A 20,186-nucleotide genomic window follows, 5' to 3' on the forward strand; every position below is an offset into this window, starting at 1 on the left:
CCACGTTGAGCCACGAACTGCGGTCTGCGAGCCACAGGCGAGATCGGCCCTTCTGTTGAAAGCCAAGCGAAGCCAACTCGGCTTTCGCAGCGGTGGCGATGATCCTGCTGTGAATATCACTCATGCACGCGGTGCTAACCGCTATGTTGGTTCTTCACCAGTTATCGCCGCTCCACGGTTTTCCGACCACGCTTACCCTTCAGGCAGTTTGATGATCCTCATGTCCCCAGACCAGCACCCAGAGCCCGTACAACAAGACAGCCAGAACGGCCCCGTCCGTCAACCAGGCTACACCATTCAAGACAGTGAGGGCGAGCAACCCGATCACCGCCAGGACCAACAGCAGAACCACCGCGATGGGTCGCGCCCATGTCGCTGACGCCTTCAGGCCGCGCCCGATGAGACCTAGCGCTCCCGCGAACAGCGCTGCGGTCAGGGCAAGCACGGCCAGTATCGCAAATATCCCGGAGACCACCCCGTTCATGAACGACAAGGCGGCGCCTAGGCCCGTGGCGGTGTTCGATAGAAGCCCGACCAGGCCGTATGTTGGCACGTCCAGATACTGCGGCGGCCGCGAGGCATGATCCGACCCGATCATGAACGCGCTCCCTCCCAGGACAAGCGCCATGAGCAACGAGGGGACGCCCAACAGCCACGCTGAGATCTGGAAGCCGCGGGTGACGATCCGCCGATGGTTCAAAGGCGGACGAGGGGTAAGCCGGCTAGACAATCTCCGCCTCCTTGTCGTGGTTGCGAACTGCGCGATGCTGTCGAACAGATTCCGAAGTCAAGGTGGCCTTCGGACCTCGCTTACCATTCAGAGCCGGTGGCAATTTAGCGCATCGTTGTCGGAATCTGGGGTTTGATAAAACCCCCAGAAAAACCCCAGCTTTCAAAATGCAGCGCTGGAAAGCCTAGATCGATGCGCAAAAAAAAGACTATAGGATAATACGTTAGGTGGTGCCGGTTGCAGGAATCGAACCCGCGACCTTCGGTTTACAAAACCGCTGCTCTACCAGCTGAGCTAAACCGGCACGTGGCTGCCCAATGCGTCAGACGACGCCGAAGGTCCAGCCCTCTCGTTCCACAATGTTCGCGGTCAGGCCGGGCGGATGCCAGAGATCGGTCCGGCCGGCATTGGCGCGGAGCCATGCGGCGGTCAGGATCGCGTCGGTCGCGTGGTCGGTATAGCGTGCGAGCGGCGCGTGCGGCTTCGATCCGATGACGGCCAGCGCCGCGTCCAGCGCCTCGGCGTCGCGGAACTTGCTCAGGCCCTTGCGCTTGCCCGCGGCACGCGCGGCGATCGAGGTGTAGATCTCCACGACCAGCGCGCCGGTCGATGGGACCGGGTCGAATGGCCAGACGGGGATTGCCGTACCGAGATGATGCAGCAATCGCATGCCGGCAAAACTTGCCTTGGCCACCTGAGCGGCACCGATCGCGTCATAGGTGCTGGCGGGCTTGTGCCCGCCACTGTCCCTGTAGCGCGCCTCGCATCGGCGAAAGTGCATGAAGTGCGCCTTGGGGCCGTCCGCGGCGCCCAGATAGAAATGCTTGCCCCGCCGCGTTTCGAGAAAGGAGGCGGCGCCGAGATCCTCGTCGTCGCTCGCCGCGTCGACATAGGCCCAGAAGGCGCGCGGCGTCGTCGGCGTGTCCTCATCGGGCAGATAGGCGCCGCGCTCGATGAACGGGGGCGCGAAGCTGCAATCGAAGCCGACCAGCAACGGCTCGTCCGCGCGGTCGAGGAGCCATTGGAGGATCTGCGTGCGCGACCAGGCCCTGCCCGGGGGGGCGACCAGCACGGGCGCCGTATCGCCTGCCTCGCACACAGCAAGCGCGATGCCGGGATGGCTGCGTCCTTTGGCGCCGGACCAGTCGATTGCGGCAAAGCGGGTGAACCGGTCAGGAATGGTCAGCGCTCATGCCCTGGTCTTGCGCGGTTTCGGTCGCGGACGCGCGGCGGCCCAGTCGCGTGAACGCTCGATCATCGCATGGACCCGCTCCGGATCGGTGCTGTCGTACCGCACCAGCAACCCCGGCCAGCCCTGATAATGCGGTGTCTGCCAGAAGGTGTCCGGATCGGTCTCGATCAGCATCTCCTTGGTATCCTGGTCGATGGCGAGCACGAAGGAATCCGCTTCGCGGCTGGGATGGAGAAATGCGCGCCCGTTCGACACGATCTTGACCGCCGGCTTGCCATAGCTGGTCGACAGCTCGGTGTCGGGAAGCGCCAGGGCGAAACGGGTGATGCTGTTCCAGTCGAGACTCATTCGCCGCGCTCCTTCAGCTCCTGCCAATGGGCCATGCGTTCGGCGATTCGCTTCTCCAGGCCCCGGTCGGTCGGGGTGTAGAAGGTCTGCGGGTCCATCTCCGCCGGCCAGTAATCGGCCCCGGAAAAACCCTCCGCCGTGTCGTGATCATAGGCATAGCCTTTGCCGTAGCCGATATCCTTCATCAGCCTGGTCGGTGCGTTGAGGATATTCTGTGGCGGCATCAGCGAGCCGGTTTCCTTAGCGCTGCGCCAGGCTGATTTCTGGGCGACGTACGCCGCGTTCGATTTGGGGGCGACCGCGCAATAGAGACAGGCCTGGGCGATCGCGAGTTCACCCTCGGGTGAGCCGAGGAACTCGTACGCATCCTTGGCTGCGAGGCACTGTACCAACGCATTGGGGTCGGCCAGGCCGATATCCTCGCTGGCGAAGCGGGTGATGCGGCGGAGCACGTATAGCGGCTCCTCGCCCGCGGTCAGCATGCGCGCGAGATAATAGAGTGAGGCCTGGGGATCTGACCCGCGCAGCGATTTGTGCAATGCGGAGATGAGGTTGTGGTGCCCCTCGCGATCCTTGTCATAGACGGCGACGCGGCGTTGCAGGAATGCTGACAGTCCCGCCGGATCGAGCGGTTCGGGCAGGTCGACCGAGAAAAGTGTCTCAGCCTGGTTGAGCAGGAAACGACCGTCGCCATCGGCGCTCGCGATCATCGCGTCGCGGGCGTCGGCGGTGAGGGGCAGGGGGCGTTCCTCGATCTCCTCGGCGCGGTCGAGCAGTTTTTCCAGCGCGGCGCGATCGAGCCGCTGGAGTATCAGCACCTGCGCGCGGCTGAGCAAGGCCGCATTGAGCTCGAAGCTCGGATTTTCGGTGGTCGCGCCGACCAAGGTGACAGTGCCGTTCTCGACATAGGGCAGGAAACCGTCCTGCTGCGCCCGGTTGAAGCGGTGAATCTCGTCAACGAACAACAGGGTGCGCTTGCCGATCTTCGCGTGGTCGCGCGCTTCGACAAAGGCCTTTTTCAGGTCGGCCACGCCCGAGAACACCGCCGAGATCGCAACGAAACGCAGGCCGACCGCATCGGCCAGCAGCCGCGCGATGGTGGTCTTGCCGGTGCCGGGCGGCCCCCAAAGGATCATCGAGGAGAGGCGTCCCGCCGCCACCATCCGCCCGATCGCACCTTCCGCGCCGGTCAGGTGCTCCTGGCCGACGACATCCTCCAGCTGCTGCGGGCGCAGCCGATCCGCAAGCGGCGCGTTTTCGGCAAGCGCTTCATGGGCGGGCGGGTCGAACGTGGCGAAAAGGTCGGCCATCGCTGGAACATAGGGTGGCCGGCTGGAACTGGCCACCCCGACAGGTGGGAGCGATGCCACGCAAAATTTCCTCTTGTCAAAACCGATTCAAGATATATCTTAGAGCCATCTTGATACAAAAAGGACTAATGTTAATGTTTCATCATCATATGCGTGGCCGCCAGTGCGGCCCCCGGGGCGGGCGTTTCTCGCGCGGCCCCTTCTCCTTCCAGTGGGAAGTGCACGGCCATGGCGAGCGTGGCGGCCGCAGCCGTCGGATGTTCGACGGCAGCGAGCTTCGCCTCGTCCTGCTCAAGCTGATCGAGGAGCAGCCGCGTCACGGCTACGACCTGATCCGCGATATCGAGGAGCGCACCGGCGGCGCCTATGCGCCGAGCCCGGGCGTGATCTATCCGACGCTGACCATGCTCGACGACATGGGCCTGATCGAGGAGCAGAAGTCGGAAGGCGCCAAGAAGCTCTACGCCATCACCGTCGCGGGCAAGGCGCTGCTGACCGAGCGCGAGGAAGAGGTCGAGGCACTGTTTGCCCGGCTTGAGGACCTCGGCTCGATGCGGGAACGCACCAGCGGCGGACCGATCCGGCGCGCGATGGGCAATCTCAAGGCGGTGCTCCAGCAGAAGCTCGGCGAAGGCGACGTCGATGGCGACACGCTGCATCAGGTCGCGGCGCTGATCGACGAGGCGGCGCAGAAGATCGAGCGGTTGAAATAAGGGCGTGACGCGCCTGCAGTTGTTGCGCCGGCGGCTGGATATCGACCCCGTCGCCGGCGCTCCCTGTCTGATCGAGAAAAGGAACGAGCGCATGGATAGTGCAACCGCCAGCGTGCCGACGGCAAGCGGCAGCAAATATCTCCAGCAACTCTGCAAGCACTGGCAGCACAATCTGGCGGTGGAATTCACCCCGGAGCATGGCACCGTCGTCTTTCCGAAGGACGCGCGCGGCGCCGATTATCCCGGCGACGGATTGGTGACCTTCGACGCGCGTGCCGAGGTACTGGAGGTCAGGATCGATGCGACTTCGCCTGAACAACTCGATGGATTGAAGGGGGCCGTGGCGCGCCACCTCGACCGTTTCGCCTTTCGCGAAGCGCCATTGACCTTCGACTGGAAATAAAAAAGCGGTCCGCCGAAAGGTGGCGCGTCAGGCTTTCCGTCGTTCCAGCACCGCGAGATAGGTATCCAGCACTGCTTGGTTGACCGTTTCCCAGCGATAGCCGGCGGCCTTGGCATGGCCGGCCTCTCCCGCCGCGTGGCGGAAGGCATCATCCTCGCAGAAGCGCTGGAGGGCGTCCGCATAGCCCTGGATGTCGGTCGGCTCGACGATCAGCCCGGTGACGCCGTCGTCGATCAGTCCGACGGCGCCCGACGCATGGGCGGCGACCACGGGCACCTTCGCCGCCATTGCCTCAAGCGTCACATTGCCGAAGGTCTCGGTCACGCTCGGGTTGAAGAACACATCCATCGAGGCGACCGCGCGACCCAGATCGTCGCCTGACTGGAAGCCAGCGAACACTGCGTCTGGGATTTCCTGCGCGAACCAATCGCGCGCCGGGCCCTCGCCGACCACCAGCGTCCTGCGGCGCACGCCGCGCGCGGCGAGGGCGTGCATTGCCTCGGCGAACACGTCGAGGCCCTTTTCCTTCACCAGCCGGCCGAGAAAGCCGATCGCGATCTCGTCGTCGGCGATGCCGAGGGAACGGCGCCATTCCATACTGCGCCGGCCGGGATTGAAGCGGTCGTGATTGACCCCGCGGGACCAGCGCGAGATGTGCGCGGTCACGCCCCATTCGTGCAGGATCTCCCCCATCATCTGGCTGGGTGCCAGCACCTCGTCGACGCGCGAATAAAATTTGCGCTGGGCGTTGATGATGATCGGTTCGAGGAAACCGATGCCGTAATAGCGGACATAGGTCTCGAACCGCGTGTGATAAGACGCGACGGAGGCAATATGGTGCTTCTCCGCATAGCGTACCGCCGCATGCCCCAGCCAGTCAGGCGCCGAGACATGGATCAGATTCGGCGCGAAGGCGTCGACGTCCCGCCGGGTCTTCGCCGGCATGCCGCGGGCGAGCTTGTATTCGTCGCGCCCGCCGGGAAGCTTGATCGAGGGCACGCTGACCAGGTCGCCGGTCTGTGCGAAGGCCGGGCGGCGGCTTGTCGGGGAATAGACGCGCACCGTCGCGCCCTGCTTCAGAAGGTGGCCGACAAGAAGGTTTAGCGCCTGATTCGCGCCGTCGCGCGTATAATTATAGTTGCCGCTGAACAGCGCGACGCGGAGGTCTTTCGCTTGCATTGCGGGCGCATAGACCTGCCGGAGCGAAACGCCAATCTCCGTAGACGCATCGGATGACTTTATTTCTCAATTGTTTCGCAAATGCGGCGGTGCGGCCGCGAGGCGGCAGGGAAGGGGTGCAAGACGATCCCGGCGCTCCTACCTTGCGCGTGAAGGAGCCCCCAATGACCGATCTCTCCGATTTTCCGATCACGCAACGCTGGCCGGCGCAATATCCCGACCGCATCCAGCTTTATTCGCTGCCGACGCCCAACGGTGTGAAGGCGTCGATCATGCTGGAGGAAACCGGGCTGGCCTATGAAGCGCACCTCATCGATTTCGGCGGTAACGATCAGAAATCGCCTGAGTTCGTTTCGCTCAACCCCAATGGCAAGATTCCGGCGATGATCGATCCCGACGGGCCGGGCGGCAAGCCGATCGGTCTGTTCGAAAGCGGCGCGATCCTGCTCTATCTGGCCGACAAGACCGGTCGGTTCATTCCCGCCGATCCGGCAGGCCGCTGGGCGGCGATCCAGTGGGTCATGTTCCAGATGGGGGGCATCGGCCCGATGTTCGGCCAACTCGGCTTCTTCAACAAATTCGCCGGCAAGGCATGGGAGGACAAGCGTCCGCTCGGCCGGTATGTCGACGAATCGAAACGCCTGCTTGGCGTGATGGATGGCGTGCTGGCCGGGCGGGACTGGTTCCTCGGGAACGACTATACCATCGCCGATATCTCGATGCTCGGCTGGGTGCGCAACCTGATCGGCTTCTACGAAGCGCGCGACCTTGTCGGGTTCGACGATTTCAGGAATGTCGGCGCCTGGCTTGAGCGCGGCCTTGCGCGGCCTGCGGTGCAGCGCGGCCTCACCATCCCTGCAAGACCGGCCTGATTGACGCTGGATCATTCACCATGTCACCCCGGACTTGTTCCGGGGGCCACTGTACCGCACGTTCATCGGCGTTGAGGCGTGGAACGGTGGATGCCGGAACAAGTCCGGCATGACGTAGTGGTGGGGATGTCAGTCGCGTTCCCAGGAGCGGAAAAGTTTGTTCCCCTCTCGTTCCTTTCTCGCTAAGGCGTGGGTATGGCGAAACCTCAGAAACGCTATGTCTGTCAGGCCTGCGGATCGGTCGCGAACCGCTGGGCGGGGCAGTGCGCCGATTGCGCTGAATGGAACACCCTGGTCGAGGAGGTGGGTGGCACCGTCACGCCGTTCCAGGCCAAGCATAATCTCCAGTCGGGCGGTCGTGCCGTGACGATGGTCGGCCTCGATGCGGAGGTCGCGTTGCCCGAACGCATGCCGAGCGGCATCGCCGAGCTTGATCGTGCGCTGGGTGGTGGTTTCGTGGAAGGGTCGGCGACCCTGATCGGCGGCGATCCCGGCATCGGCAAGTCGACCTTGCTTCTCCAGGCGGCGGCGAAGATGGCGCTCTCGGGGCTGCCGGTGGCCTATGTGTCGGGCGAGGAGGCGGCCGATCAGGTCCGTCTCCGCGCGCGCCGGCTGGGGCTGGGCAGCGCGCCGGTGCAACTCGCCGCGGCGACCTCGACCCGCGATATCCTGACGACCCTGGGGCAGGGGCGCCCGCCCGCGCTGCTGGTGATCGATTCGATCCAGACCATGCATTCGGACCTGATCGAGGGCGCCCCAGGCACCGTCAGCCAGGTGCGCGCCTCCGCTCAGGAACTGATCCGCTTCGCCAAGGAACGCGGCACAGCCGTGGTGCTGGTCGGCCATGTCACCAAGGACGGCAGCATCGCCGGCCCGCGCGTGCTCGAACATATGGTCGATACGGTGTTGAGCTTCGAGGGCGAGCGCAGCCATCAATATCGCATCCTCCGCGCGATCAAGAACCGCTTCGGCGGCACCGATGAAATCGGCGTGTTCGCGATGGTGGCGGAGGGGCTGGCTGAAATCTCCAATCCGAGCGCCTTGTTCCTCACTCAGCGCGACGAGGGCGTGACGGGCACGACCGTGTTCCCGGCGCTTGAGGGGACGCGCCCGGTACTGGTCGAGATCCAGGCACTCGTCGTCCGCCTCGCCAGCGGCGCGACGCCGAGGCGGGCGGTGGTCGGCTGGGATTCCGGCCGGCTTGCCATGGTGCTCGCCGTGCTTGAGGCGCGGTGCGGTCTCAGCTTCTCGGCGTGCGAAGTCTATCTCAACATCGCGGGCGGCTACCGGGTGCAGGATCCGGCGGCCGATCTGGCGGTGGCGGCGGCGCTCGTCTCGGCGCTGTCCGAGCGGCCGGTGCCGGCGGACGCGGTCGCATTCGGCGAGATCGCCTTGTCCGGGGAGATCAGGCCGGTTGCGCATGGCACCCTGCGATTGAAGGAATCGGGCAAGCTCGGCTTCGAACGCGCGCTGGTACCGGCCGCTATTACCGGCGAGAAGACCCCGTTGAAGCTCTCGGGATTCCGCACGCTCGGTCAGTTCGTTGACCATATGCTGGGGCGCGGCTAGCGCTGGACGCCGAAGACACCTACCTGCCATTCGTATCGAGCATAAGCCGGGCTTGTCGGGAGCCCGCTGCCGGAAGCGAGCGGGGGAAAGCAAGGCGTAACATGGGACTTACTGCACTCGACATCCTCGTCCTGATCGCGGTCGGCGGGGCAGCGATCCTTGGGTTGATGCGCGGTTTCGTAACTGAGATCCTGTCGTTGTTCGCCTGGGTTGCGATCGTGTTCGCGCTGAAGCTGTTTCACTCGCCGCTCGCCCAGTTGCTGTCGGGGTCGGTCGGGACGGTCACGGGGGCCGCGGTCCTGTCTTTCGCGATCATCGCCGGGATCACCTATTTCGCCGGGCGCGCGGTTGCCAACGCGCTTGGCTCGCGTACCCGCGATTCGGTCATGGGTCCGGTCGACCGCGCGCTGGGGTTCGGCTTCGGCGCGCTGAAGGGTCTGATCCTGGCTAGCCTTGGTTTCCTTCTCGTCGCGCTCATGACGGACACGGTGAGCGGCGGCCCCACCCACCGGCCCGAGTGGCTTACCTCGGCGCGGACCTATCCTTTGCTCAATACGACCAGCGCGAGCATCGCGGATTTCGTTGATCGCCGCCGCAAGGGAAAACCGGTGTTCGGCACCGCCGACAACGCGACCGCTGCCGTCAATCTGAGCGAGGCGCGGCGATGAGTGGGGCGCTCTACAATGCGGAGATTTTGCGGCTCGCCGCGACCATTCCGCATCATGATCGCCTGTCCGATCCGATGGGCAGCGCGGAGAAGCGCTCGCCCATCTGCGGCAGCCGTGTGACCGTGGATGTGAATCTCGATTCCCAGGGGCGCGTGAGCGAGATCGGTCTGCTGGTGCGCGCCTGCGCGCTTGGGCAGGCATCGTCGTCGCTGATGGGGGCGAGCGCAATCGGCAGGTCGCCCGAAGAACTTGCCGTCGCGCGCGACGCGCTGACTGCCTGGCTGGCGGGGAGCGGACCTTTGCCCGATTGGCCGGGCTTCGACCTGTTCACCCCTGCGCTGCCGCACAGCGCGCGTCATGCCTCGATCAGGCTGGCGTTCGAGGCTGCCACCGAGGCCGCCGAAAGCGCGCGCGCCGGGCTTCACGCATGAGCGAATCGCTGCTCTTCGATGCGGTGATGCTGCTCGGCTTCGGCCTTGTCTTCGTGCTGATCTTCCGCCGGCTCGGACTTGGCGCAACGCTGGGTTATCTCGTCGCCGGCGCGCTGGTGGGGCCCCAGGCGCTCGGCCTGGTCGGCGGCGCCGAGGACAAGATCAGCGTGGCCGAGCTTGGCATCACGCTGCTGCTGTTCATCGTCGGGCTTGAACTCAATCCGGCGCGGCTGTGGCGGCTGAAGAAGGAGATTTTCGGGCTCGGCCTGATGCAGGTCGTGTTCTGCGGTATCGCGGTCTCGGCGGTGGTGTGGCTCATCACTCAGTTCTCGCCCGCCGCTGCGCTCGCGCTTGGCCTGCCGCTCGCCCTGTCCTCGACCGCGCAGGTCTTGCCGATGCTCCAATCGGCCGGCCGCCTGCGCACGCCTTTCGGCGAACGGGCCTTTTCGATCCTGCTGTTCCAGGATCTGTCGATCGTTCCGCTCATCACCATCGTCGCGGTGATGTCGCGCAATCCGGCCGATGCAGCCGGGCCGCCGGGGTGGCTGCTGTTCATCTACACCGTGCTGGCGGTCGCAGGCCTGATCCTGATCGGACGCTATTGCCTTCGTCCGCTGTTCCGGATCATCGGCAATATGGGCGAGCGCGAGATGTTCGTCTTCGCTGGCCTCTTCACCGTCATCGCGGCCGCCGCCCTGATGGAGGCGCTTCATCTCTCGACCGCGCTCGGCGCGTTCGTCGCGGGCGTGATGCTGGCGGACAGCCCGTACCGTCATGAGCTTGAGGCCGATGTCGAGCCGTTCCGCTCGATCCTGCTCGGCCTGTTCTTCCTCGCGGTCGGGATGATGCTCGATCTCCATGCCATTGCTGAACGGCCCTTTTTCGTGGTCGGCATGGCGCTGGCGCTGATCGCCACCAAGCTGGCGATCATCATGGGGCTCGGACTGCTCTTCAAGATGACGTGGCGCGGCGCGCTCGCGCTCGGCCTGCTGCTCAGCCAGGGCGGGGAATTCGGCTTCGTGCTGTTCGCCCAGGCGCAGAATGCGATGCTGATCGCGCCCGAGGCGGCGAGCCTGTTCGGTGCGATCGTCACACTCTCCATGGCGACAACGCCGTTCCTGATGAAGATTACCCAGCGCGTCCGCACCGAGCCGGAAACCGATGGCGGCACGCGTGAAGGGCCTATGTCGGACGGGGCGAACGCGCTGATCGTCGGCTATGGGCGCTTCGGTCAGACGGTCGGACAGATGCTGATCGCCCAGGGCGTACCCGTGACCTTGATCGACACCGATATCGAGATGATCGATGTCGCCGCCAATTTCGGCGCCAAGGTCTATTATGGCGACGGCACGCGGCTTGAGCTGCTGCGCCAGGCAGGCGCGGCTGAGGCGGAGCTGATCCTGTTCTGCACCGATGGCGACCAGGTCACCCCTGAACTGGTCGAGGCGGTGCATGATTCATTCCCGAAGGCGGCGATCTTCGTGCGTGCCTATGATCGGCGCTCGCTGATCAAGCTGAAGGGCGCGCCGGTGCGCGGCGTGGTTCGCGAAGTGCTCGAATCCGCGATCAAGATGGCGCGGATGGCAATGTCGAGCCTCGGCATAGAGGACGAGGAGATCGCCCGAACCGAGGACATGTACCGCGCGCGGGACAAGGAACGGCTCAAGGCGCAGGTCGAGGCGGGCGATCTTCGCGCCGCGGTCGACCGGATCATCACCCAGCCGCTGCGGGGCGGGGAAGAAGTCTGATGAAGAACCGCTCGCTCGCTGCCCGTATCGGCTTCGCCGTGTCGGGCTGGAAAGCCGCATGGCAGCGGGAGCGCAGTTTCCGAACTCAGGCATGGTGCGCGCTGCTCGCCCTGGGGGGCTTGTTCCTGCTTCAGCCGCCGATGCTCTGGTGGGTGGTCGTCGCGGTGGTCTGCGCGCTGGTGCTGGCGCTCGAACTGATCAACTCGGCGCTGGAGGCGCTGCTCGACCTGCTCCATCCGGAAGTCCACCCGGAGATCAAGGTCATCAAGGACATGCTGGCGGGGGCGGTCCTCGCGATCAGCTGCGCGGCGGTCTTCGCTGCCATCGCCATGGCGGCAAACTATGTCTGGGCTCAACTGCTCTCGCTGGAAAGCTGAAGGAACCGCCATGAGCCCGATCGTCCTTTTCGCGGCGCTATCCGGTGCGCTCGCCGTCGCTGCCGGCGCATTCGGCGCGCATGGCGCGAGCGGGCCCGCGGTGGACTGGCTCAAGACCGGCGCCCAATATCAACTGCTCCACGCGATCGCCGCGCTCGCGGTGCTTCGGCTGGACGCCAGGGGGCCGGCGACTCTCTTCCTCGTCGGGGCAGCGATCTTCGCGGGCACGCTCTATCTGATGGCGCTCGGCCTGCCGCGCTGGCTGGGCGCGATCACCCCGATCGGCGGCGCGCTACTGATCGCAGGCTGGCTGTGGCTCGCCTTGCTGGCCGCACGCAGGGCCTAGACATCTAGGCTGATGGCACTGGATTCGCGCGAAGGCGCTAAGAGAAATTATATAGAAAGAGGGGCCAACTGGCATCCACTCGAGCGACATGCTCTGCGGATATGATCGCGTTTCCGCCCCAATAATTCCTTTGCGCCTTCGCGCTTCGCGTGAATCCGCTTCTTCTTTTCAGCCCAGCGCCAACCTAGATGCTAATTCGCTATCCCGTTGGATAGCGAACTTGCCCAGCCTTTCTTCCCATGCCATCCTGCCCGTCGATCGGCGCACCAGCCGACGACCGGAGGAGAGGATTGCATGAAGAAAGCCATTTTGCTGGCGACAGCCGCGTTTGCCGTGTTTTTGAACGCCCCCGCGTCGGCCGGGCCGAACCTGCCAACCAAGCCGATCGAGCAGAAATATTATGCCGATGGTGCCTGGACGGTCGCCCAGAGCTTCACGCCCGCCGGTTGCGATTCCAAGGGCAATCCCTGCGACATCTTCTATCCGGCCAATCTCGGTGCGAACGGCGTGCACCATCCGATCATCGTCTGGGCGAACGGAACCGGCACCACGCCGATCCCGGCGACCACCTATGCCTATCTGCTCCGCCACCTCGCTTCTTGGGGTTTCGTCGTCATCGCGACGCGGGACGGCACGACGGGCACCGGCCAGACCGTGATCGACAGCGCAAACTATATCAAGGCGCGCAATGCCGACAGCGGCAGCATCTTCTATGGCAAGCTCGATACGACGCGGATCGGCGCGATGGGGCATTCGCAGGGTGCCTCGGGCGCGATCAACGCAATGCTGAAATCGGGCGGCGCGATCCGCACCGCGGTGACCTTCCATTTGCCGCGCCAGTCCTGGTGCAACCCCGCCGATAATTGCCTGCTGACGGGCGACCTCGCGGCAGCGACGAGCGGATCGATCCTCTATGTCAGCGGCTCGACCGACGTGCTGATCGCGCCCGATACGCAGCTCATTCCACCGGGCCAGCTCAACTCGATTACCGCCTATTACAACGCCACCCCTGCGCCGCTGCTCAAGGCCAAGGGTATTATCAAGGGCACCGCGCACAACGATGTGCAGGGCAATCCGACCTGTGCCGGGGCCGCCTTTCCATGCAGCAACGGGGTCCATGGCTATCTCGGCTATTCGACGGCCTGGATGATGTGGCAGTTGATGGGCGCCGCCGATGGCCGCCAGGCCTTCGTTGCCTCGGGCGGCGAGATCTTCACCGAGACGACCAACTGGCAGGGCGTGGCAAGCAACATCCCCTGATCGTGCGCTTTCGCTTCGACGGGGTTGCCGATACGGTACGGCAACCCCCGAGAGGACCACGTGACGGCATCATCATCGACCAGGGCGCCGGACTCGCCCTCGATCCGCCAGCAGCGGCTGCGGAATACGGGCAAGGCGATCCTGGCGAGCGCCCTCGATCATTTTTCGCGACGCGGCTTCGAAGGCGCGTCGCTGCGCGATATCGCGGAGGATGCCGGCGTCCGGCACGGCATGATCCGCCACATCTACCAGACCAAGGAAGAACTCTGGCGTCAGGCGATCGCCTTCCTGTTCGACCGCATGGAACGCGAGATGCCGGCCTCGCTGTCGGTATCCGAGCCCAAGGGTGGCGTGGCTGGCTTCAAGGCCTTTATCCGCTGGTATGTCGGCTATTGCGCGCGGCATCCGGAACATGCCCGGCTGATGGTGCAGCTCTCGATCCTCGAAGGGCCTGAGCTCGAATGGACGGCCGAACGCTATATCGGCGAGGGGTATCGCTGGTATGAGCCGGTCGTCGAGCGGCTGCGCGAGAGCGGCAATCTGCCCGCCGTCGATCCGCTCTCGATATCGCTGATGCTGACCGCCGCCTGCCAGATGCCCTATCTGCTCGCGCCGGAGATCAAGGCCGTGGCGGGCCGCGACGTCCACGCCCCGGCCGAGATCGAAGCGCATGCGGAAGCGGTGATCCGTGTGTTCCTGCGGGAATGATGTCGCGCTGACGAACGGACGGCCGGTCCGTCGCGGTCCGGGCCTGTCTATCCGGCGCGCGCGCCGTGCTCGTCGAGGAACGCGGCGACGTCGTCCAGCTTAACGGATCGGTCGAGGAAAGTGCGCCCGATCCCGCGCGCGAGAAGGAAGGGCAGGGTGCCCGCGTCCATCTTCTTGTCGTGAAGCATATGCGCCACCAGGGTTTTGCCATCGGCGCTCAATCCGGCTGCGGTAACCCGGTCCGGCAGGCCCACTGCGCGCAGATGAGCCGCGACCCGTTCGGCATCCTGGCCTGGCGCAAGGCCTTTCGTCGCTGAATAGCCGAAGGCGAGCGCCATGCCCGCCCCGATGGCTTCGCCATGGAGCAGACGGTCGGAGAAGCCCGCTTCCGCCTCAAGCGCATGGCCGAAGGTGTGGCCCAGATTGAGCAGCGCGCGGACGCCGGTCGTCTCCCGCTCGTCGGCTGCGACGATCCGCGCCTTTGCCGCGACTGAATGGGCGATGGCATATTCTCGCGCCGCGGCGTCGCCGGCGAGCAGCGCCGGCGCATTTGCCTCGCACCATTCGAAAAAGGCGAAGTCGTCGATCAGCCCGTATTTCACCACCTCGGCATAGCCGGCGCGGAGCTGGCGCGGGGGCAGCGTGTCGAGCACCTGCGGATCGATCAGGACGATCGCCGGCTGGTGAAAGGCGCCGATCAGGTTCTTGCCGGCGCGCGAATTGATCGCGGTCTTGCCACCCACCGAGGAATCGACCTGTGCAAGCAAGGTGGTCGGGATCTGCACGAAGCCGCAGCCGCGCTTCACGATCGCCGTCGCGAAGCCGACCAGATCGCCGATCACCCCGCCGCCCAGCGCAATGACATGATCGCCGCGCTCCACGCCAAGGTCAAGCAGCTGGTCGGTGAGCTGTTCCAGCGTTGCCCAGCTCTTGGAGCCTTCCCCCGGCGACAGTATGATCGCTTCGCTCGCGACACCCGCCGCCGTGAGCGAGGTCTGCAGCGTGGCGAGGTGCGGCAGGACATTCTCGTCAGTGACGATCGCCATGGTCCGCCCGCGCGACAGCGGCGCCAGGCGTTCGCCCGCCCGTGCCAGCAGCCCGTCCTCGATCACGACCTCATAGCTGCGCGCACCGAGGGAGACGGGGATGACGGTCATAGGTCGAGGGCTTTCAGGATCGAATTCACGGTCGATTCGTGTGGTGCGTGGTGGCTCGGCACACGGATCGGTGCCAGCGCGTAGATCGGATTGCGGACCTTGGCCAGTTCGTCGAGCACTTCGCGCGGATCGCGATTGCGCAACAGCGGCCGGGTGTCGCGACGGCCGACCCGATCGGCCAGCACGGCCGGATTCGCGTCCAGCCAGATCGCCAGCGCCTGTTCCAGGATCAGTGCCCGCGTCTCGTCGTTGATGAAGGCGCCGCCGCCTGTCGCGATAATCTTGGGGGTGCCGTCGATCAGGCGGGCGATCACGCGGCGTTCGCCGTCGCGGAAATGCGCCTCGCCGAATCGTTCGAAGATCTCGGTGATCGACATGCCGGCGGCTGCCTCGATTTCCGAATCGGCGTCGACGAAAGGCAGGCGCATGCGCGCCGCCAGGCGGCGGCCGACGGTGGATTTGCCGGCGCCCATCAGCCCTACAAGGACGATCGGCAGGCCGGTCCAGTCCGGGATGGGGGTGTGTCTTTGCAACATGGAAGCGGGGGCTATACAGCGAGGGCGCGTCTCGGGCAAAAGGCCGCGCGCAGTAGATTTTCTCACGTCTGTTTTAACGTGTCTGTACAAGGTTCGCTCATGTCCCGTTCGCTCATTGCGCTCATCGTCATCCTTGTCGTCGTGATCGGGGGCCTGTTCTTCCTGGCCGGGCGGACGAACGAGAAGCCGCTTACCCGGGTCGAGAAGGTGGTACCGCTTGCGAATCTCTCGAACTAGCGTCGCGCTCGGCGCGATCGCCGCGGTACTCGTCAGCGCGGGGCTTCCCGCGCTGGGCCAGCAGAAACCCGAATCGCTGTTGCCGCCCGGCTTCGGAGATCCCGTCGCCGCGCCCGCGCCCGCGCCGACTCCCGCGCCTGCTCCGGCGCGCACCGCCACCCCGGCACAGCAGCCCGTCCCCGCGGCTACCTCCACGCCGGTGGATGGCGTGCTGCCGACCCCCACGGCATCGGCCACGCCGGTCGAGCCAGTGCCGGTCGATCCGGCCGTGCTGGCGCGCTACGACATGCCTGATTATGCGCGCCGCTCGCTCGGATCGGTCGGTCCGGTCGGTCCCGATGGCGGCGGGCTGACTCCGCGTGCCTTCGGCAATGCCGACGGGCGTTATGTCGAGGAACTGATGCGCCGTCTCGACGTGCCGATCGCGTCGCGCTGGCTGTCGATCGCGCTGCGCCGTGCCCTTGTGTCGCGAGTCGACACGCCGCAGGGCATCAACGGGGCGGATTTCGCGGCTGAACGGGCGTGGCTTCTGCTGCGCATGGGCGAATCGGTGTCGGCGCGGGGCGTGGTGCAAAGCGTCGACAGCGACAATTACACGCCCAAGCTTTACGAGATCGCGATGCAGACGGCGCTCGCCACGGGCGATCCCGGCCTTCTCTGCCCCGTTGCCGAAGGCGGTGCCGCGCTCCGTCGGGAGCGTGCCTGGGTTCTGGCGCTCGCAATCTGTGCCGGCCTCGCCGGCGAACCGCGCAAGGCACAGTCGCTGATCGCCTCGGCGCGCACGTCGGGCCTGGCCAGCGGCATCGACCTGCTGCTTGCGCAGAAAGTCACCGGTACCGGCGCGCGTGGGCAACAGGCTGTGACGATCGAGTGGGACAGCGTCGACCGCCTGACCGCATGGCGTTACGGCCTCGCCACCGCGAGCGGGGTGGAAATTCCCGCGCCGCTGTTCGCGACCGTCTCCTCCAATGTGCAGGCGTGGCGGGCGCAGTCCCCGGCGCTGCCCGCCCGCGTGCGGGTCGGTCCCGCCGAGCAGGCGGCAGTGCGCGGCGTCTTCTCGAGCGCCGCCCTGGTCGATCTCTATGGCGCGATCGACGCCGATGACGATCAGTCGCTGGCGGAGAGCGGCATCGCGCGGGATCTGCGCAGTGCGTATACGGCGCCTGATCTCCAGGGCCGGTTGAACGCGATCAGGCAATTGTGGGACGAAGCCAAGACGTCGGATGCGCGTTTTGCCCGACTGATTCTCACGGCGCGTGCCGCCGCGCGGATTCCCGCCGGTACCCAGGGGGCTGACGCTGACCGGCTGGTCGCCTCGATGCTGACGGCGGGGCTCGATCGTGCGGCAATGCGCTGGCAGGCGAGCGTGCCCGCCGGCGGCGATGCCTGGGCGATGCTGGCGCTGGCCGATCCTGTGCCGGTTTCGTCGACCTGGTCCGACGTCAACCGCTATTCTGGCGCGAATGACTCGAACGGCCTGAAGAAGCGCATGTTTTTCGCCGGCATGGCGGGACTGGGGCGCCTGTCCGCCGACGACGTCGAACGCGGCGCCCGGTCGCTCGACGTCACCATCGGCATCGACAACGCCTGGACCCGCGCCCTCGCCCGTGCGGCGCAGGCGCGGCAGCCGGGCTCGGTGCTCGTGCTGGCGGGCATCGGCATGCAGACCCCGCTATGGCAGGGGGTGCCACCGGAGGCACTGTACCATATCGTCACCGCCTTGCGCGCGGTGGGGCTTGAGGCGGAGGCGCGCATGATCGCCGCCGAGGCCCTGGCGCGACTTTGACCGGCCCGCCCGGCCCGGGCAACGACCGTGCGCTGATCGAGCGCTTCCTGGAGATGATGGCCGCCGAAGCTGGGGCAGCTAAGAATACGATCGCCGCCTATCGCAGCGACCTGCACCTCGCGTCGGGTTTCCTCCTCGGCGGATTGGGGGGCGCCTCGGAGGCCGATCTCGCGCGCCTGGGCGGGCAATGGCTCGACCTTTCCCGATCGAGCGTCGCGCGCAAATCCGCCGCGCTCAGGCGGTTCTTCGCCTTTCTTGCCGATGAGGGGCATCGCACGGATGATCCCGGCGCGGCCTTGCCTCGGCCCGGTGCGCAGCGCGCCTTGCCTAAGGTGCTCGGGCATTATGACGTCGACCGGCTGTTTGCGGCTGTCGCGGCGCGGATCGCACGCGTGCTCGGCGACCCCAATGATCTGCGGCTCTCCGCCCTGGTCGAACTGCTCTACGGTTCCGGCCTGCGCGCCACCGAGCTGGTATCTCTTCCGCGCAACGCGATCGCGCCCGACCGGCCCTATCTGATCCTGCGCGGCAAAGGCGGACGGGAACGGCTGGTGCCGATCTCGGATCGTGCCCGTGCCGCGGTGGCGGCGTGGCGCGCCCATGTCGCCACTGACCGGGTCTGGCTGTTCCCGTCGGGTAAAGCTCATCTGTCGCGTGTAAGATTATATCAGTTGCTCAAGGATTTGGCTGCCGAAGCCGGTATTCCGCCTGAACGCGTCAGCCCACATGTCCTGCGCCACGCCTTCGCGACTCATCTGCTTGCCGGCGGGGCTGATCTGCGTGCGCTGCAATCGATGCTTGGCCATGCGGACATCGCCACCACTGAGATATATACCCATGTCGACGCCAGCCGGCTGGTCGAGCTGGTCAATACCCGTCATCCTCTCGTTGACGTGAAGAGGCGCGGGGCTTAACCGACGCGGCCGATGGCAAGCTTCCTCGATTTCGAGAAACCGATCGCCGAGCTTCAGGGCCGGGTCGACCAACTCCGTGAGACCGCCGCCGATGGCACGGTCGATATCGATTCGGAGGTCGCTCGGCTTCAGGCCAAGTCCGACAAGCTCCTGCGCGACACCTATTCCAGATTGACCCCATGGCAGAAGACGCTTGTCGCTCGCCATGGCGAGCGGCCGCACTTCAAGGACTATGTCGCCGGCCTTTTCGACGATTTCATGCCGCTCGCCGGTGATCGTGCGTTTGGCGACGATCAGGCGATTCTGGGCGGTTTCGCGAATTTCCGCGGCCGCAAGGTCATGGTGATCGGCCATGAGAAGGGCGACGATACCGCCAGCCGTCTCCGCCACAATTTCGGCATGGGCAAGCCCGAGGGCTATCGCAAGGCGATCCGCCTGATGCAACTCGCCGACCGGTTCGGCCTGCCGGTGCTGACCCTGGTCGACACTTCGGGCGCCTTTCCCGGTGTTCAGGCCGAGGAACGGGGCCAGGCCGAAGCGATTGCGCGCTCGACCGAGCAATGCCTTGCACTAGGCGTTCCGATGATCTCGGCGGTGGTGGGTGAGGGCGGTTCGGGCGGCGCGATCGCGCTTGCTGCGGGCAATAAAGTGTTGATGTTCGAACATGCGGTCTATTCGGTGATCTCGCCGGAGGGCTGTGCCTCGATCCTGTGGCGCACCGCCGACAAGGCGCCCGAGGCGGCCGAGGCGATGAAGGTGACCGCGCAGGACCTGAAGGAACTGGGCGTGATCGATACGATCGTGTCGGAGCCGCTTGGCGGTGCCCATCGCGATCCGGCACTCGCCATCGCCAATCTGGGCGAGGCGCTCGATGCTGCGCTGGCTGAGCTGGGCAATCAGGGCGCCGATCAGCTCCGCCGCGGCCGGCGCGAGAAATTCCTGGCGATCGGCAGGATTTAAGGCGGGGCGCGATCGTCACGCATCCTCTAGCCGCCTGTTTGCCGACAGGTTGGTTCGTCTCCAGCCACTCATGCGATCGGAACGGGACTGGCTCAGCGTGCTGGGTGTCTCTGCGTGAACTCTTTCTTCGCAAAGCCAGCTTTTGGCCACGCACACGAAAAGGGCGGCGGAACCGAAGTTCCGCCGCCCCGATCTCGTTAGCTGATAAGAGCTTACGAAGCCTTCATGTTCGAAGAAACGTTCGTGAAGGTCGTCTTGAGCTGGTTGCCCAGGCCCTGCATCGCAGCGATGGCGGCAACGGCGATCAGCGCGGCGATCAGGCCGTACTCGATTGCGGTGGCGCCCTTGCTGTTCTTGATGAACTTGCGAATGGTCTGCATGATTCCGGTCTCCAATGGTTCTAAAGCTTCAGTACCCGGCTGAACCGGCAGGACCGGACCAGCGCTTTCGGGTCTAGGGGCGGTAGGTTGAGAAAAGTTTAAGCCGGGACGTGGAAATTGCGGAACCAATCAGCCGCCGGTGCGTGCGGTTTCGATCTTGGAGTTGACGTTGCTCCACATGCCAGTCGTGGTGTTGGCCAGCTCGACGAACGACGCGACCATGGTGATCACGACCAGGGCGGCGATCAGACCATATTCGATTGCCGTGCCGCCCTTGCGGTCCTCCACCAGTTTCTGGATCATGTTGAGCAGCATGCAGGGTTCCCGGTCCCGGATATCTTGTCAAACGCTAGTATGGGAGA

24 protein-coding genes and 1 tRNA gene are annotated in these 20,186 nt (G+C 65.4%); 15 read left to right on the top strand and 10 right to left on the bottom strand.

Annotated features, from left to right (window positions below; all coding sequences use genetic code 11):
- Positions 1-199: 199 nt before the first annotated feature.
- The 5 genes from NDN01_RS06910 to NDN01_RS06930 form a co-directional block, all read right to left on the bottom strand.
- Positions 200-598, bottom strand: a complete 399-nt coding sequence (locus NDN01_RS06910) for a hypothetical protein (protein WP_272626628.1) — start codon at positions 596-598, stop codon at positions 200-202.
- Between the two features lie 360 nt (positions 599-958).
- Positions 959-1,034, bottom strand: a tRNA-Thr gene (locus tag NDN01_RS06915).
- Between the two features lie 18 nt (positions 1,035-1,052).
- Complete coding sequence (locus NDN01_RS06920) at positions 1,053-1,910, bottom strand: hypothetical protein (RefSeq protein WP_272628059.1); 858 nt, start codon at positions 1,908-1,910, stop codon at positions 1,053-1,055.
- Positions 1,911-1,919: 9 nt separating this feature from the next.
- Positions 1,920-2,270, bottom strand: coding sequence for an MmcQ/YjbR family DNA-binding protein (locus NDN01_RS06925; RefSeq protein ID WP_272626629.1), 351 nt, complete (start codon positions 2,268-2,270; stop codon positions 1,920-1,922).
- A complete protein-coding gene (locus tag NDN01_RS06930) occupies positions 2,267-3,580 on the bottom strand; it encodes a replication-associated recombination protein A (RefSeq protein ID WP_272626630.1) in 1,314 nt (437 codons plus the stop codon). Before NDN01_RS06930 ends, NDN01_RS06925 begins: the two co-directional genes overlap by 4 nt.
- A 134-nt stretch (positions 3,581-3,714) precedes the next feature.
- Here NDN01_RS06930 and NDN01_RS06935 point away from each other — a divergent pair, with 134 nt between their 5' ends.
- The gene (locus NDN01_RS06935; RefSeq protein WP_272626631.1) at positions 3,715-4,293 is read left to right on the top strand and encodes a PadR family transcriptional regulator; all 579 of its coding nucleotides are present in this window, start codon (positions 3,715-3,717) and stop codon (positions 4,291-4,293) included.
- 91 nt (positions 4,294-4,384) lie between these two features.
- Complete coding sequence (locus tag NDN01_RS06940; protein ID WP_272626632.1) at positions 4,385-4,696, top strand: DUF2218 domain-containing protein; 312 nt, start codon at positions 4,385-4,387, stop codon at positions 4,694-4,696.
- 27 nt (positions 4,697-4,723) lie between these two features.
- On the opposite strand, the gene NDN01_RS06945 is transcribed toward NDN01_RS06940, so the two are convergent.
- On the bottom strand, positions 4,724-5,875 hold the full coding sequence (locus NDN01_RS06945) for a glycosyltransferase family 4 protein (protein WP_272626633.1): 1,152 nt from the start codon (positions 5,873-5,875) through the stop codon (positions 4,724-4,726).
- 164 nt (positions 5,876-6,039) lie between these two features.
- On the opposite strand from NDN01_RS06945, the gene NDN01_RS06950 reads away from it, so the two are divergent.
- The 9 genes from NDN01_RS06950 (at position 6,040) to NDN01_RS06990 (ending at position 13,854) form a co-directional block, all read left to right on the top strand.
- Positions 6,040-6,747, top strand: coding sequence for a glutathione S-transferase N-terminal domain-containing protein (locus tag NDN01_RS06950; RefSeq protein ID WP_272626634.1), 708 nt, complete (start codon positions 6,040-6,042; stop codon positions 6,745-6,747).
- Between the two features lie 195 nt (positions 6,748-6,942).
- Positions 6,943-8,316: a DNA repair protein RadA gene (gene radA / locus NDN01_RS06955; protein ID WP_272626635.1), complete on the top strand. Its 1,374-nt coding sequence runs from the start codon at positions 6,943-6,945 to the stop codon at positions 8,314-8,316.
- A 101-nt stretch (positions 8,317-8,417) separates the two neighbouring features.
- Positions 8,418-8,984 (top strand): CvpA family protein, encoded by a 567-nt coding sequence (locus tag NDN01_RS06960; protein WP_272626636.1) that lies wholly within the window; start codon positions 8,418-8,420, stop codon positions 8,982-8,984.
- Positions 8,981-9,415 (top strand): iron-sulfur cluster assembly scaffold protein, encoded by a 435-nt coding sequence (locus NDN01_RS06965; RefSeq protein ID WP_272626637.1) that lies wholly within the window; start codon positions 8,981-8,983, stop codon positions 9,413-9,415. The genes NDN01_RS06960 and NDN01_RS06965 overlap by 4 nt, the downstream gene beginning before the upstream one ends.
- Complete coding sequence (locus NDN01_RS06970; RefSeq protein ID WP_272626638.1) at positions 9,412-11,163, top strand: cation:proton antiporter domain-containing protein; 1,752 nt, start codon at positions 9,412-9,414, stop codon at positions 11,161-11,163. Before NDN01_RS06965 ends, NDN01_RS06970 begins: the two co-directional genes overlap by 4 nt.
- The gene (locus NDN01_RS06975) at positions 11,163-11,540 is read left to right on the top strand and encodes a diacylglycerol kinase (protein WP_272626639.1); all 378 of its coding nucleotides are present in this window, start codon (positions 11,163-11,165) and stop codon (positions 11,538-11,540) included. Before NDN01_RS06970 ends, NDN01_RS06975 begins: the two co-directional genes overlap by 1 nt.
- A gap of 10 nt (positions 11,541-11,550) precedes the next feature.
- Positions 11,551-11,886, top strand: coding sequence for a DUF423 domain-containing protein (locus NDN01_RS06980; RefSeq protein WP_272626640.1), 336 nt, complete (start codon positions 11,551-11,553; stop codon positions 11,884-11,886).
- A gap of 294 nt (positions 11,887-12,180) precedes the next feature.
- Positions 12,181-13,146: a poly(ethylene terephthalate) hydrolase family protein gene (locus NDN01_RS06985; protein WP_272626641.1), complete on the top strand. Its 966-nt coding sequence runs from the start codon at positions 12,181-12,183 to the stop codon at positions 13,144-13,146.
- Positions 13,147-13,206: 60 nt separating this feature from the next.
- Positions 13,207-13,854: a TetR/AcrR family transcriptional regulator gene (locus NDN01_RS06990; RefSeq protein ID WP_272626642.1), complete on the top strand. Its 648-nt coding sequence runs from the start codon at positions 13,207-13,209 to the stop codon at positions 13,852-13,854.
- Positions 13,855-13,901: 47 nt separating this feature from the next.
- Here NDN01_RS06990 and aroB read toward each other — a convergent pair whose 3' ends face one another.
- Together aroB and NDN01_RS07000 are read right to left on the bottom strand one after the other, a co-directional pair.
- Positions 13,902-15,011 carry a 3-dehydroquinate synthase gene (gene aroB, locus NDN01_RS06995; RefSeq protein ID WP_272626643.1) on the bottom strand — a complete coding sequence of 370 codons (1,110 nt, stop codon included), beginning with the start codon at positions 15,009-15,011 and terminating at the stop codon, positions 13,902-13,904.
- A complete protein-coding gene (locus NDN01_RS07000; RefSeq protein ID WP_272628061.1) occupies positions 15,008-15,547 on the bottom strand; it encodes a shikimate kinase in 540 nt (179 codons plus the stop codon). Before NDN01_RS07000 ends, aroB begins: the two co-directional genes overlap by 4 nt.
- A 99-nt stretch (positions 15,548-15,646) precedes the next feature.
- Here NDN01_RS07000 and NDN01_RS07005 point away from each other — a divergent pair, with 99 nt between their 5' ends.
- Genes NDN01_RS07005 through NDN01_RS07020 form a run of 4 tightly spaced genes read left to right on the top strand, consistent with a single transcriptional unit; the run spans position 15,647 to position 19,444 of the window.
- Entirely contained in the window at positions 15,647-15,784 is a 138-nt protein-coding gene (locus NDN01_RS07005; protein WP_272626644.1) for a hypothetical protein, read from the top strand.
- Positions 15,765-17,570, top strand: a complete 1,806-nt coding sequence (locus tag NDN01_RS07010; RefSeq protein ID WP_336298353.1) for a hypothetical protein — start codon at positions 15,765-15,767, stop codon at positions 17,568-17,570. The genes NDN01_RS07005 and NDN01_RS07010 overlap by 20 nt, the downstream gene beginning before the upstream one ends.
- A 53-nt stretch (positions 17,571-17,623) precedes the next feature.
- Complete coding sequence (locus tag NDN01_RS07015; RefSeq protein ID WP_443025236.1) at positions 17,624-18,484, top strand: tyrosine-type recombinase/integrase; 861 nt, start codon at positions 17,624-17,626, stop codon at positions 18,482-18,484.
- 12 nt (positions 18,485-18,496) lie between these two features.
- Positions 18,497-19,444 carry an acetyl-CoA carboxylase carboxyltransferase subunit alpha gene (locus tag NDN01_RS07020; RefSeq protein WP_272626646.1) on the top strand — a complete coding sequence of 316 codons (948 nt, stop codon included), beginning with the start codon at positions 18,497-18,499 and terminating at the stop codon, positions 19,442-19,444.
- Positions 19,445-19,656: 212 nt separating this feature from the next.
- On the opposite strand, the gene NDN01_RS07025 is transcribed toward NDN01_RS07020, so the two are convergent.
- Together NDN01_RS07025 and NDN01_RS07030 are read right to left on the bottom strand one after the other, a co-directional pair.
- Positions 19,657-19,824 carry a Flp family type IVb pilin gene (locus NDN01_RS07025; RefSeq protein WP_272626647.1) on the bottom strand — a complete coding sequence of 56 codons (168 nt, stop codon included), beginning with the start codon at positions 19,822-19,824 and terminating at the stop codon, positions 19,657-19,659.
- 129 nt (positions 19,825-19,953) lie between these two features.
- Positions 19,954-20,139, bottom strand: coding sequence for a Flp family type IVb pilin (locus NDN01_RS07030; protein WP_272626648.1), 186 nt, complete (start codon positions 20,137-20,139; stop codon positions 19,954-19,956).
- Positions 20,140-20,186 lie beyond the last annotated feature (47 nt).

This window comes from Sphingomonas sp. QA11 (assembly GCF_028473665.1).
Taxonomy (GTDB): domain Bacteria; phylum Pseudomonadota; class Alphaproteobacteria; order Sphingomonadales; family Sphingomonadaceae; genus Sphingomonas; species Sphingomonas phytovorans.